16 protein-coding genes are annotated in these 12,581 nt (G+C 71.5%); 10 read left to right on the forward strand and 6 right to left on the reverse strand.

Annotated elements, in window-relative coordinates; all coding sequences use genetic code 11:
• Window positions 1-128 precede the first annotated feature (128 nt).
• From LG278_RS17195 to LG278_RS17210, 4 genes are read left to right on the forward strand one after another with little or no spacing between them, the layout of a single operon-like run.
• Complete coding sequence (locus tag LG278_RS17195) at window positions 129-524, forward strand: molybdopterin-binding protein (protein ID WP_404388714.1); 396 nt, start codon at window positions 129-131, stop codon at window positions 522-524.
• Window positions 521-1,312, forward strand: coding sequence for a molybdate ABC transporter substrate-binding protein (modA, locus tag LG278_RS17200; protein WP_404388716.1), 792 nt, complete (start codon window positions 521-523; stop codon window positions 1,310-1,312). The genes LG278_RS17195 and modA overlap by 4 nt, the downstream gene beginning before the upstream one ends.
• Window positions 1,309-2,148: an ABC transporter permease gene (locus LG278_RS17205; protein WP_404388717.1), complete on the forward strand. Its 840-nt coding sequence runs from the start codon at window positions 1,309-1,311 to the stop codon at window positions 2,146-2,148. Before modA ends, LG278_RS17205 begins: the two co-directional genes overlap by 4 nt.
• On the forward strand, window positions 2,145-3,218 hold the full coding sequence (locus tag LG278_RS17210) for an ABC transporter ATP-binding protein (RefSeq protein ID WP_404388718.1): 1,074 nt from the start codon (window positions 2,145-2,147) through the stop codon (window positions 3,216-3,218). The genes LG278_RS17205 and LG278_RS17210 overlap by 4 nt, the downstream gene beginning before the upstream one ends.
• Before the next feature lie 9 nt (window positions 3,219-3,227).
• On the opposite strand, the gene LG278_RS17215 is transcribed toward LG278_RS17210, so the two are convergent.
• Entirely contained in the window at window positions 3,228-4,502 is a 1,275-nt protein-coding gene (locus LG278_RS17215) for an MFS transporter (RefSeq protein ID WP_404388719.1), read from the reverse strand.
• A 104-nt stretch (window positions 4,503-4,606) separates the two neighbouring features.
• Here LG278_RS17215 and LG278_RS17220 point away from each other — a divergent pair, with 104 nt between their 5' ends.
• Entirely contained in the window at window positions 4,607-5,752 is a 1,146-nt protein-coding gene (locus tag LG278_RS17220; RefSeq protein ID WP_404388720.1) for an acyl-CoA dehydrogenase family protein, read from the forward strand.
• Between the two features lie 29 nt (window positions 5,753-5,781).
• Window positions 5,782-6,558, forward strand: a complete 777-nt coding sequence (locus LG278_RS17225; RefSeq protein WP_404388721.1) for an SDR family NAD(P)-dependent oxidoreductase — start codon at window positions 5,782-5,784, stop codon at window positions 6,556-6,558.
• 113 nt (window positions 6,559-6,671) lie between these two features.
• On the opposite strand, the gene LG278_RS17230 is transcribed toward LG278_RS17225, so the two are convergent.
• Window positions 6,672-7,067, reverse strand: a complete 396-nt coding sequence (locus LG278_RS17230) for a hypothetical protein (RefSeq protein ID WP_404388722.1) — start codon at window positions 7,065-7,067, stop codon at window positions 6,672-6,674.
• A 10-nt stretch (window positions 7,068-7,077) separates the two neighbouring features.
• On the reverse strand, window positions 7,078-7,905 hold the full coding sequence (locus LG278_RS17235; protein WP_404388723.1) for an FHA domain-containing protein: 828 nt from the start codon (window positions 7,903-7,905) through the stop codon (window positions 7,078-7,080).
• A 188-nt stretch (window positions 7,906-8,093) separates the two neighbouring features.
• Between LG278_RS17235 and arfB the strand changes: the two genes are divergently transcribed.
• The gene (arfB, locus tag LG278_RS17240) at window positions 8,094-8,549 is read left to right on the forward strand and encodes an alternative ribosome rescue aminoacyl-tRNA hydrolase ArfB (protein WP_404388724.1); all 456 of its coding nucleotides are present in this window, start codon (window positions 8,094-8,096) and stop codon (window positions 8,547-8,549) included.
• A 37-nt stretch (window positions 8,550-8,586) separates the two neighbouring features.
• Here arfB and LG278_RS17245 read toward each other — a convergent pair whose 3' ends face one another.
• Window positions 8,587-9,084 carry a hemerythrin domain-containing protein gene (locus LG278_RS17245; protein WP_404388726.1) on the reverse strand — a complete coding sequence of 166 codons (498 nt, stop codon included), beginning with the start codon at window positions 9,082-9,084 and terminating at the stop codon, window positions 8,587-8,589.
• A 103-nt stretch (window positions 9,085-9,187) separates the two neighbouring features.
• Window positions 9,188-9,514 (reverse strand): DUF952 domain-containing protein, encoded by a 327-nt coding sequence (locus LG278_RS17250; RefSeq protein WP_404388728.1) that lies wholly within the window; start codon window positions 9,512-9,514, stop codon window positions 9,188-9,190.
• Between the two features lie 160 nt (window positions 9,515-9,674).
• Here LG278_RS17250 and LG278_RS17255 point away from each other — a divergent pair, with 160 nt between their 5' ends.
• Window positions 9,675-10,175 carry a SigE family RNA polymerase sigma factor gene (locus LG278_RS17255; protein ID WP_404388729.1) on the forward strand — a complete coding sequence of 167 codons (501 nt, stop codon included), beginning with the start codon at window positions 9,675-9,677 and terminating at the stop codon, window positions 10,173-10,175.
• Window positions 10,172-11,473 carry a hypothetical protein gene (locus tag LG278_RS17260; RefSeq protein WP_404388731.1) on the forward strand — a complete coding sequence of 434 codons (1,302 nt, stop codon included), beginning with the start codon at window positions 10,172-10,174 and terminating at the stop codon, window positions 11,471-11,473. The genes LG278_RS17255 and LG278_RS17260 overlap by 4 nt, the downstream gene beginning before the upstream one ends.
• Window positions 11,474-11,541: 68 nt before the next feature.
• Here the strand turns inward: LG278_RS17260 and LG278_RS17265 are convergent, their stop codons facing one another.
• Window positions 11,542-12,222: a Crp/Fnr family transcriptional regulator gene (locus tag LG278_RS17265; protein WP_404388732.1), complete on the reverse strand. Its 681-nt coding sequence runs from the start codon at window positions 12,220-12,222 to the stop codon at window positions 11,542-11,544.
• Between the two features lie 141 nt (window positions 12,223-12,363).
• On the opposite strand from LG278_RS17265, the gene LG278_RS17270 reads away from it, so the two are divergent.
• Window positions 12,364-12,570, forward strand: a complete 207-nt coding sequence (locus LG278_RS17270; RefSeq protein WP_404388734.1) for a hypothetical protein — start codon at window positions 12,364-12,366, stop codon at window positions 12,568-12,570.
• Window positions 12,571-12,581 lie beyond the last annotated feature (11 nt).

Raw genomic sequence — 12,581 nt, forward strand, 5'->3', positions numbered from 1 at the left:
CGGCGGCCCTACCGTCAACCCTTCCCCCAACCCCAATCGAAAGAGCGATCCGTACGCCTTCACCGAGGGATTCCCCGCGCGGATCGCTCTCTCGATCGGGCCGCATCTGCGGCGATAGAGTGTCCTTCATGCCGCATCTGCGTATCACCGAGGCCGCCGCGCTGCTCGGGGTCTCCGACGACACCGTGCGACGGATGGTCGACGCGGGCCGGCTCGACGGTGGCACCGACGACGCCGGGCGCCGCACCGTCGACGGCGCCCAGCTCGCCGCCATCGCCCAGGAGCTCGCGCATCCGGCTGCGGTCGGCGCCATCGGGGGCGCGTCCGCCCGCAACCGGATGCGCGGGATCGTCACCGCCATCACCAAGGACACCGTGATGGCCAAGGTCGAGATGCAGTGCGGCCCGTTCCGGATCGTGTCGTTGCTCTCGAGCGAGTCGGTCGAGGACCTGCAGCTCGAGGTCGGCTCCGTCGCCGTCGCGAGCGTCAAGTCGACCCATGTCGTCGTGGAGATCCCGGCATGAGCGCCCCGCCCCCTCGCCTCCCCCGACGTCACCGTGCCGTCGCGGCAGCCGCCCTCGTCGCGCTGCTCACCGCCTGCGGCACCTCGACGACACCCACCGGCTCGACCGGCAGCGGCACCGCGGGCGTCAGCGGCACCGTCACCGTGCTCGCAGCAGCATCGCTCACCGAGTCGTTCGACGCCCTCAGAGCAGACTTCGAGGCCGCCAACCCGGACGTCACGGTCGAGACGTCCTACGGCTCCAGCGCCACCCTCGTGCAACAGGTCAACAACGGTGCACCCGCCTCGGTCATCGCGCTGGCCGGCACGTCGGCTGCCGAGCCCCTCGACCGGAGCCTCGTGAGGGACACGCAGACCTTCGCGACCAACATCCTCGAGATCGCCACTCCCCCAGACAATCCCGGCAACGTGACGTCGATCGACGACCTCGCCGAGCCGACCGTCAAGGTCGTGCTCTGCGCCGACACCGTGCCGTGCGGCAAGGCAGCCGAGGCGACCTTCCGCAAGGCTCGCGTCGTGCCCAACGTCGTCAGCACGGAGGTCGACGTCAAGGCGACGCTCGCCAAGGTCAAGCTCGGGGAGGCCGATGCCGCAGTCGTCTACCGCTCCGACGTCATCGCAGCGAAGGACGCCGTCCGCGGCGTCGAGATCCCCGCTCAGTTCAACACGAGCCTCGACTACCCCGTCATCACGCTTGCCGACGACGCGGCGACCCGGGCGTTCGTCGCCTACCTGCTGAGCGCCCCGGGCCTGGCCACCGTGCAGGCGTTCGGCTTCGGCGCCCCATGACCTCCTCCACCAGTCGGGAGTCCCGTCTGGATCGCGGGGCTGGCACCCCGAGGAGGTATGCCGGCCGGTGGCGTTCGCGGGTCGTGCTCGGTGTGCCCGCCACCCTCGCGCTGCTCCTGCTCGTCGTGCCGCTCGTCGCCCTCATGCTGCAGGCGGACTGGGCGCGCATCCCGTCCGATCTCGCGACGCCGACCGTCCTTCCGGCACTGCGGCTCTCGCTCATCACGACGTCGATCACGGCGGTGCTGTGCCTCCTGCTCGGCACGCCGCTCGCGTGGTTCCTCGCCCGCTCCGACCACCCGGCGACGAGCTGGGCGCGGGCGCTGCTCACCGTCCCCCTCGTGCTGCCCCCGGTCGTTGGCGGCGTCGCGCTGCTCATGACCTGGGGCCGCAACGGGCTCCTCGGTGAGCACCTCGCGCCCTTCGGCATCCAGATCCCCTTCACGACGGTGGCCGTCGTGCTCGCCGAGACCTTCGTCGCCATGCCCTACTACGTGCTGGCCGTCGAGGCGTCGATGCGCGGCCTCGACCCCCGGCTCGAGTCGGTCGCGCGCACGCTCGGCGCGGGCGACCTGCGCTACCTGCGCACCGTTGCGATCCCGCTCGTGCTGCCGGGCATCGCGAGCGGCCTCGCGCTCGCCTGGGCTCGAGCGCTCGGCGAGTTCGGCGCGACGATCACCTTCGCCGGCAACTTCCAGGGGCGCACCCAGACCCTGCCGTTGCTCGTCTACGTCGAGCTGGAGCGGGACCCGCAGGTGGCGATCTCGATCAGCATCATGCTGCTCGCGGTCAGCGTGCTCGTGCTCGGTGTGCTGCGCGGCCGGTGGCTGCGGTGAGGGTCGCGGCCCCCGACCGTCATGGGCTCGACGCGCGAATTCGCCTCTCACGCGGCGCCGTCGAGGTCGACGTCGCGCTCACCGCCGAGCCGGGTCAGGTCATCGGGGTGCTCGGCCCCAACGGCGGCGGCAAGACGACGACGGTGCTCGCCCTCGCTGGAGTGCTTCGTCTCGATGAGGGGCACGTGCGTGTCGACGGGGAGGTCTGGGCCGACGGCCGGCGCCACCTCGTGCCCGAGCAGCGCGCCGTCGGACTCATGCTCGCCGACAGCCTGCTCTTCCCGCACCTGCGCGCCCTCGACAACGTCGCCTACGGTCCTCGGAGCAGGGGCGTCGACCGGCGCACCGCCCGCGAGCGCGCTGGCGTCGAGCTCGAGCGCGTCGGCCTCGCCGACCAGACCGCGTCGAAGCCGCGCGAGCTCTCGTCGGGGCAGCAGGCCCGGGTCGCCCTCGCGAGGGCCCTCGCGACCGACCCCGCGCTCCTGCTGCTCGACGAGCCCCTCGCGGCGCTCGACCCCGACACCAGAGCGCGCACCCGCAGTGACCTCGCGACCCGCCTCGCGGCATACGCCGGGGTGACGGTGCTCGTCACCCACGACCCGCTCGACGCGCTCACCCTCGCCGACCACCTCGTCTTCGTCGAGGACGGCCGCGTCACCCAGGCAGGCACCCCGAGCGACGTGCTGCGCGAGCCGCGCAGCGCCTACGTCGGCACCGTCGTCGGGCTCAACCTGTATGCCGCTCAAGGGGATTCGCACGGTCACGTGCGCACCCTCGACGGCGGGCTCATCGTCACGACCAGTCCGACTGAGGGTGCGGTGTGGGCCACGATCCCACCCACCGCGGTCTCGCTGCACCAGCACGAGCCGGAGGGCTCCCCCCGCAACACGTGGCGGCTGCGCATCGCGTCGGTGACGATGCAGGGGCAGTCGGCGCGCATCGGCCTCGTCGGCGCCGTGCCGCTCACCGCCGAGGTGACGCTCGAGTCGGTCACCGCGCTGGGGCTGCAGGTGGGGCGTGAGGTCTGGGCGGCCGTCAAGGCGACCGAGGTGCGCACCTATCCGCGCTGACGGGTCGGGTCAGGCCGGCGTCGCGGTGTCGGCCGACGGGGTCGTGGCGCCGAGCCGGCGGATGCGGAGGAAGGCGAGGACCGAGGGGGCCTGCACGACGGCGGCGACGAGCATCGCCACCGGGATCGAGGTGCGCGTCGCGAGGGCGCCGAGCGGCGGGCCGCCGACCACCTGGCCGATCGCGTTGGCCTGGCTGTTCATCGACAGCACCGTGGCCCGGGTCGCGGAGTCGAGGTTACGCGCGAGCCACGCCGCCTCGATCGGACCGCTGAAGGCCATTGCCGCGCCACGCACCCAGACGCAGGCGAGCGCCAGCCAGAGGTTGCCGAGCAGCGCCACGCCGACGACCGCCGCGACCTGGGCCGCGGCGGCGATCGCCACGGGCAGCCCCGGGTGCGAGTCGACGACGTGGCGCGGGAGCCACCGACCGCTGGCGAGCGACGCGGTCAACGAGACCAACGTGCCCACGAGGGCAAAGACGGTGAAGGCAACCGCCTCGTCCCCGCCGAAGATGGCGGGCATCGCAAAGGTGTCGAGCACCCTGACCTGCCACAGCCGGTCGAAGACCTCGCTCGCGAGGCCGGCGAGCAGGCTGACGACCAGGAAGACCCGCACCACCCGACGGGTCCGCGCGATGCGCAGCCCGGCGACGAGCTGCTGCTTGAGGTGCGCATAGGTCTCACGCTCCCCACGCGGCGTCGGGGTGAAGTTGCGCTCCGGCATGACGACCAGGAGCGCGGCGCCGAGCAGCACGAGGGTGACGCCGGCGACGATGATCGGCGCCCGGAGGGAGATGAGGCCGAGCCCGCCTGCGGCGAGGGTGCCGACCAGGGTCGCACTGAGGTCGATCTGGGTCTCGCGGGTGAAGACCGGTGCGACGTGCTCCTCGCCCACCTCGTCGGTGATCCAGGCCTGGAGGGCTCCGGAGGTGAACGTGTAGCCGATCCCCCACACGATGTTGCCGATGACTGCGGCCGCGAAGGTCGCGACGATGCCCTCGACGGCGAAGCCCGTCCCGACGAGCACGAAGCCGATGATGACCGAGGCCCGCCGGCTCCAGAGGTCGGCCACCACCCCCGTCGGCACCTCGAAGAGGAAGCAGGTCGCCTCGAGCACCGTGCCCACGAGCACCATCTGGAAGGGGTCGAGGCCGACGACGCGATACTGGAAGACGAGGTTGAGCGTGAAGCACAGGGCGAAGGCGAACGCCGCGACGGCCGTCAGCGCATAGAAGGTGGGCGTGGCGTCCACGTCGCGCAGCGGACGCCGCAGGAGGGCGAGCACGGTCTCGACGCTAGGGCGCGGTTGCCGTCGCCGTCACCTCGTTTCCCGCCCCGCCTATGTCTCACATTTTGGACAGAATGCTCGGACGTCCTAGTATCTACAGCATGCCAGCGACGAGGCTGATGCCCACCGACGACGCCACCGACCTGATCGAGCTCACGCGAGAGATCTGCCGCAAGGACCTCGCGCCGAAGGTCGACGACGCCGAGCGGGCGCGCACCTTCCCGCAGGACACCTTCCGCACCCTGGGTCGAGCGGGCCTGCTCTCGCTGCCCTACCCCGAGGAGTTCGGGGGCGCCGACCAGCCCTACGAGGTCTACCTCCAGGTCGTCGAGGAGATCGCCTCCGTCTGGATGAGTGTCGCCGTGGGCGTCAGCGTGCACAGCCTCACGGCCTACCCCGTGGCAGCCTTCGGCACGCGTGAGCAGCAGGAGGCGCTGCTGCCGGGGATGCTCTCGGGCGAGCAGCTCGGCGCCTACTGCCTCTCGGAGCCTCTCGCCGGCTCCGACATCGCCTCGATGACCACCCGGGCGACCCGCTCCGACGACGCTTGGTCGCTCAAGGGCACCAAGGCCTGGATCTCGCACGCCGGGCACGCCGACTACTACACGACCTTCGCCCGCACCTCCGACGACGGCGGGCGGGGCCTGTCGACCTTCATCGTGCCGGGGCATGCCGATGGACTGACCTTCGCCGAGCCCGAGAAGAAGATGGGCCTGCACTGCGACCCGGTCGCGCAGGTGACCTTCGACGGTGTGCGCATCGACCCCGACCGGCTCGTCGGCCGTGAGGGCGAGGGCATGCACATCGCGCTCTCGGCGCTCGACTCCGGCCGCCTCGGCATCGCCGCAGCAGCGACCGGACTGGCCCAGGCCGCCCTCGACCGGGCCGCCGAATACGCTTCGGAGCGTGAGCAGTTCGGCCGTCGCATCGGCGACTTCCAGGGCCTCGCCTTCCTCATCGCCGACATGGAGGCCGCCGTCACCTCGGCCCGAGCCACCTACCTGCACGCCGCCCGTCTCAAGGACGCCGGTCGCGCCTTCTCCAAGGAGGCGGCCGTCGCCAAGCTCGTTGCCACGGATGCCGCGATGCGCGTCACGACCGATGCCGTGCAGGTGCTGGGTGGAGCGGGCTACACGGAGGACTTCCCGCTGGAGCGCTACATGCGCGAGGCGAAGGTCACCCAGATCTTCGAGGGCACCAACCAGATCCAGCGCCTCGTCATCTCGCGCCACCTCCTCACCCGCTGACGTCACCCAATCCCGCGAAAGGTCCTGCCATGCAGCTGCGCCCATCCACCGTCGCCCTCGTCACCGGGGGCGGCTCCGGCCTCGGTGGCGCCACGACCCGTCGGCTCGTGGCCGACGGAGCGACCGTCGTCATCGTCGACCTCGAGGGCAGCAGCGCCCCGGCCCTCGTCGATGAGCTGACCGCGGTCCGCGGCGGCAGCGCGGTCTTCGTCGCCGCCGACGTCCGTGACGAGGCCCAGGTGCAGGCGGCCGTCGACCGCGCGTGCGAGCTCGGAGAGCTGCGCGTCGCCGTCAACTGCGCCGGCGTCGCGACCCCCGGCCGGGTCATCGGCCGCGGCGGACCGCTGTCGCTCGAAACCTTCAAGACCGTCATCGACATCAACCTCGTGGGGTCGTTCAACGTGCTGCGCCTCGCCGCCGCCGCCATGGTGGGCAACGAGGTCGTCGACGGCGACCGCGGCGTCATCGTCAACACGGCGAGCATCGCGGCCTTCGACGGTCAGATCGGCCAGGCAGCGTATGCCGCGAGCAAGGGTGGCATCGTCGGGCTCACCCTGTCGGCGGCTCGGGACTTGGCAGACAAGGCGATTCGCGTCATGACGATCGCCCCCGGCACCTTCGAGACGCCGATGCTCGCCGGACTGCCCGGCGAGGTCAAGGAGGTCCTCGAGAAGCAGGTGCCACACCCCTCCCGGCTCGGCCGGCCCGAGGAGTACGCCAGCCTCGTGCGCCACATCGTCGACAACCCGATGCTCAACGGTGAGGTCATCCGCCTCGACGGCGCCCTGCGGATGCCCCCGCGCTGAGTCCCGGCGCCGCGCCCCGAGCCCAACCGTCAGGAACTGGGCGCTCGACCGTCGAGGTCCACTTCCGGACACCCCCACCGTCGAGTGGCCCCGTGACCCCACCCCGATGGCCGTCAGAGCGGCAGCAGCGCCACCACACTGGCGGCGACCGGCCCGAGCCACTCCGCCAATGCGCTGATCGGCGCGATGAGCGCGGCGCCTGCAGCGGAGAGCGCACCGAGCGACGTGAGCCTGCGGGTCAGTCTCTCGAGAGCAGACGTGGCAGCCGCTCGATCGGGCTCCGCCCCACTCAGGGCTTCGTCGATCCGGTCGACCTCGCGCTGCGCCACCGGGTCCTGCCGGGCCACAGGGGCCGCGTCGAACGCGGACCGGAGATCGGCCAAGGCGTCCCGGCCCAGTCTCAGGTCCTGGTGGATCCGCGCGGTCGTGTGCTGACCGCCATGCACGTGCTGGTCGCCGTCGACGTTGTTGATCGTGCCGGCATTCTGGTTGCCGATGTTGAAGGCCATGGTCGACTCCTCAGTACTCGTGAGACCAGGGGTGGACGGGAAGCTCGCGGTCGACCCGCTTCCGGCGCGAGGCGGCGACCACGTGCAGCACCAGCCCGACCACGAAGAGCACGAGGCCGACGGACGAGACCGCGGCACCGACGAAGGCAGCCTGGAAGCCGCTCATCGACGGGAACGCCGGTCGCCCGTCGCCCGACGACTGCCCGAATCCCTGCTCCATCGCCCCCGTGATCCCCTGCATGTACTCCATCGACCCGGACAGCTGCACACCGAACCCGATGACGAAGACGATGAACCCGGTCCAGAGGAGCCAGCGCGCCTTGGTGCGCGTCGCCGCGACCTCCCGCAGGAAGCTCTCGCGTCGATGGATGTAGGCGGTGTACTGGTCGCGCCCGATGTTGTTGATCGTGTGACCCCGCTGATCGCCGACGTCGTAGTGCACCGCAGGGACGACCCCCTCGCTCGCTCCGGCGCTCGAGGCGGCGACCGCGGTCGCAGGCCCGAACGTCGGCAGGACCTGGGTGCCGGAGGCGTCGCTCGAGACCCGGAGGCGGACCTGCCCGAGGGTCACGACGTCGCCGTCGTGGAGCTCCACGACGCCCGTGACCGGAGCGTCGTTGACCCACGTGCCACCGGAGGAGCCCAGGTCGCGGATGCACAGCCGTCCGGAACGCACCTCGATCTTGGCGTGGACCCGGCTGAGGTACGGGTCGTCGAAGCGGAGGTCGCACGCCTCGGCGCGGCCGACGAGGACGTCGTCCTCACCGAGCAGGTAGCGCCGGTTCTGGTGCGACTCCGGCGCGAGAACGGTGACGTGTGTCGAGCGGTCCGTCTGCATGGCCCTTCCCCTCCGGGCATCCTCGGTGCCCGTACGTGCCGAGGGCGGGTGGTGACGATGGATCGGTGGATGGGAGTGCGCGCCCTCTGGTTGCCGTCTCCTGTCGGAGCACCCAGGTGCCCACCCAGATACCTCCCACGGACAGCTCGTCGAGCGGGTCCGCCGCAGCCGCCCGGCACAATAGGCCCATGAACGAGCCCGGGGACGACCTCGTGATCGCGCCAGGCCCCGGCCTGCGGCGCGGGCTCGTCATCCCCGCATCGGAGCTCGTCGAGCGGTTCAGCCGGTCGTCCGGGCCCGGGGGGCAGGGCGTCAACACGACCGACAGCCGGGTCGAGCTCCTCTACGAGCCCGCAGCCTCCGCCGCCCTCACCGACGCCCAACGCGAGCGGCTGGCGGAGACTCTGGCCGACCGGCTCGTCGCGGGACGCATCTCGGTCGTGGCGTCGGAGCAGAGGTCGCAGCTGCGCAACCGGTCCATCGCGCGCGATCGTCTCGCCGAGATCCTCCGCACGGCACTTGCCCCCGCGCCGGCCGCCAGACGAGCGACCAAACCCACCAAGGGGTCTCAGCGCCGCCGGCTTGAGAGCAAGAAGAGACGATCTGACATCAAGTCAGGGCGAGGTCGCGTCACCGGCGAGTGAGGGCGCGCCAGGCGCGCCCTCACGAGAGCTGCGACCGTCAGGAGACGACCGCGTCGATGGCCTTCTTCATCGCGCTCGGCTGCTCGGGCCGGCGGGGCGCCGTCTTCTTCGCCTCGAGCATCTCGGCCCCGAGGTCCTGGAGCTGCTTGCGGCCGAGGCCCTCGCGGACCTTGGGGAACCAGTCCTGCTCCTCCTCGTCGATGTGGTGCGTCACGTTCTCGATGAGCACCGTCGTCTTCGCGTCGAAGCGCTCGTCGCTCGGCTGCATCCCGGCCAGCTCCATGCAGAGCACGTCGGCCACGTGGTGCTCCTCGTAGGACTCGAGCACGTCGTCCTCGAGCTCGGGCAGCAGCTCGCGGACACGCGGATACATGACCTCGTTCTCGATGTACGTGTGCACGGTGAGCAGCTCGAGGATGGTGTCCACGATCTTGCCCTTCTGGGCCGGGGTCTTGCCCGGCTTCTGGAACTCCCGGAACTGGGCCTTGACCTCTTTGTGGTCGGACTTCAGCAGGACGATGGCGTCGGTGGACATGGTGCTCCTAGCGGATCGAGGGGGTGGCGCACAGCGCTCACCTCTCCCTGCCCATACCCGCCCGCCCTCAAACCGGGTCCGATCGAGCGGCAGGACGACCGGCTCAGGCGTGCGGCGGGTCCAGCAGGGTCGTGCCGACGACGGCGCTGAGGTCGATCGGCCCGTAGACGTGCGGGAACCGCTCTCCGGTCTCGGGGTTCCCCACCTCGAGCACGAGCGGGGACGTCAGCCGCGACTCGTCGACGTGCAGCAGCACGAGGGGCTCGGTGACAGCGGCATAGAAGCGCGCGCGCACCCCCGGCCACTGCTCGGCCGACGCAGCGTGCACGAAGCCCTCGTCGTCGAGGGACCGGCCGATCGTCGAGCGCCTGTAGGTGCCGTCACGCTGTGCCTGCTCCCAGTGGGGCAGCTCCGCAAGGTGGTAGATCACGGGCTCCACCCTCGCACGGACCGACCACCCGAGAACGCCTCCCGAGCCACGACGGCAGGTCGACACTGGAGATGACCGGCGAGCACGCCGGCCGTGACAACCGGATCGCCCCCTCGCAGCGTTGAGAGTGCGTCCAACCAAGCACGACAGGGGAAGTCACGTGGGAAGCCCAGATCGCGAGGCGGATTTCACCGCCTACGTGCGAGCGCGTCAGGCCTCGTTCGCGCGTTTTGCCTACCTGCTCACCGGTGACCCCCACTCCGCGCAGGACCTGGTGCAGTCGGCGCTCGCCAAGGTCTATGGCAAGTGGGACCACATCAGCACCGTGGACTCGCCGGACGCCTATGTGCGCAAGGTCATGGTCAACGAGCACACGACCTGGTGGCGGCGACAGTGGCGCCACCGCGAGCGCACCGACAGCGAGCTCATCCGCGTGCTCGAGCCGGTCGCCGCCGCCCAGCCCACCCACGACGGGGACCTCTGGTCGCACGTGCGGAGCCTCGCGCCGCAGCAGCGGGCCGCGGTGGTGCTGCGCTACTACGAGGACCTCAGCGAGGCACAGACCGCCGAGATCCTCGGGTGCACCGTCGGCACCGTCAAGAGCCACACCAGCCGGGCCATCCGGTCACTCAGAGCGACGATGACGGAGGTCACGCCATGAACCTCGACCAGGACGAGCGCGACCTCCGGGCCGCGCTGAGCCGTCAGGCCGACACGGTCGACGTGTCCGGCGACTTCGCCCCTGCGGCCATCCGCCGGCGCCGACGCGACCAGCGCACGAAGGGCGTCCTCGGCGCGGTGGCGGCGGCAGCCGTCGTGGCCGTGGCGGTGCCCACTCTGTGGTCGGCGCAGGGCCCCGGCCCGTCACCGGCTCCCGCCCTGCCCACCTCGACCAGCCTGGTCTCGCCGAGTCCCACGGGATCGGCCTCGCCGACCACGCCGCCACCGACCACCTCGCCGCCCAGCTCGCCGACGCCGTCGGCCGGTCCCCCTCCGACACGCGACTCGGACGCTGCGCCCGAGACCTCCATCGATCTTGCCTTCGGCCCCGTGACCGGCTCCCCCGCGACCGCCTACGTCGTCGGCGGTGTCCTGCACGACGACGGCCGGACGGTGAAACTTCCTGTCAGCACAGACATCCGCGCCGTCGCGCGCCTCGTCGACGACCGCTTCGTCGTGCACGCCCCAGCCGACACCCGCTCCACCACCACGTGGGTGGTCGGATCAGGCGGCGAGATCGTCAAGACCCTCACGGATGTGCAGGACGTCATCGCATCGGCCGACGGCCGACGCCTCGTCACCGTCGACCGCACGGGAGTCCTGCGGCTGCTGGACAGCTCGGGCGAGGAGCTCGAGTCACACGCGGCCGGCTCGCCCGACACCTCTGCCAGCGGGATCTTCGGCGCCACCGTCTACTTCACCCGGATCGACGCGGGTGGGCGGGTGTCGACCCGCTCGTGGCAGACCGACACGGGCGCCGTCGCCGACGTGACCGACGGCCGGTTCCAGTCGGTGCAGGAGTCGGTCGGTCTCGCGCTGCTCTACCCCAACCAGGACTACGACCCCGACAACACCTGCTACGCGATCTTCGACCTCCGGACGTCCTCCGTCCGCTGGTGGTCGTGCGGCAGCTTCGCCCCGTCGCACTTCGGCGACGGGGGCCGGGTCGTCGTCGGCCCCGAGGTCGCCGACGGCGCGGGGTCGACGACCTTCAAGATGGCCGACGTGCGCGATGGACGCGTCGTGGCGCGGGTGAGCCTCACCGACGGCGCCTGGTCACCCGCGTGGTCCGGCCGGGACGGCAGGGCTCTCGTGCTGACGCTCCTCGACCGCGAGTCCCCCGGGCGACAGACCCTCGCGTCCTGCTCCACCGGCGCGTGCACGATCGACCTCGACGCGGTGCCCGTCTCGGCCACCCAGCGCGACACGATGGAGTGGCCGGTCGTCCTCGTCAGCTGACCACCACCAGCACGCGCACGTATGCCGTCCGGCCCGACCCGCTGAGGCCGCACTCGCGACGTGGACCGTCAGCGCAGGGTGGGCGGCAGGTCGGCGACCTGCCGGACCCACGCCGGGTCCCTCACGACGATCCGCGCCCGGGAGAGGTCGACGGCGCCTGCCTCGGCCAGGCGGCGCAGAACGCGGTTGGCGGTGGGCCGCGTGACACCCGCCAGCTCCGCGAGCTCGGTCTGCGTCACGAGGAGCGGCACGCCGGGCCGCGCGCCGGTGGCATGGGACTCGGTGAGGTCAAGGAGTCGCCGGGCCACCCGGGCCTCGGCCGAGACGTGGAGCGCCTCCATCAGGCCCTCGGTGAGGCGCTGCACACGCGCGGCGAGAAGGAGCACGAGCAGCCGCTCGACCGGGGGATGACGGGAGCGCAAGGCGTCGAACTCCGCGTAGGAGAGCGACAGGGTCACCGTCCGTGCCACGGCCTGCACGGTTGCCGTCCGTCGTCGGTCCGCCGACAGCATGCCGAGCTCGCCGAACGCCTCGCCCGGGCCCGAGACGGTGTAGGCCACCCGGTCTCCTGACACCGACGAGCGCTTCGCCACGACGCGGCCCTCCGTGAGGAAGTGCACCGAGTCCGCGGGGTCTCCCTCGTGGAAGACGATGTCGCCGGCCTCGAACGAGCGGCGACGCATCCGCGCCACCAGCCGGCGCTGGTCCTCTGCGTCGAGCTCCGCGAGCAGGCCGAGGTGGAGCGTCACGGTGCGCCCCGGCGAAGGTGCGCACGCGCACTCTCCGAGTGTCGCCACGGGCACAGACCTGCCCGCTCGCGACGGGGATCGTCGAGGGGGAAGGGATCCGGCGAGGTCCCGGTGACGAACCCCCCGCAGAGAGGCACTCCGATGACGACGACCACCACCCCGACGCCGGCACGACGAGGCCGCACCGACCTCGCCCACCACCACCCCCTCGTGCGACGCAACCCGCTCGGGGGCTGGACCTGGGAGTGCGGGTGCGGCGGCGCGTCAGCCCGCTCCGGCGTCGTCCGGCTCACCTGGCACCAGGCCTTCGTCGGTGCCCTCATCCACTCGGCGAGCATCTCGCCCTGAGGCATCTCGGG

This window comes from Humibacillus xanthopallidus, assembly GCF_044793955.1.
Classification (GTDB): domain Bacteria; phylum Actinomycetota; class Actinomycetes; order Actinomycetales; family Dermatophilaceae; genus Humibacillus; species Humibacillus xanthopallidus_C.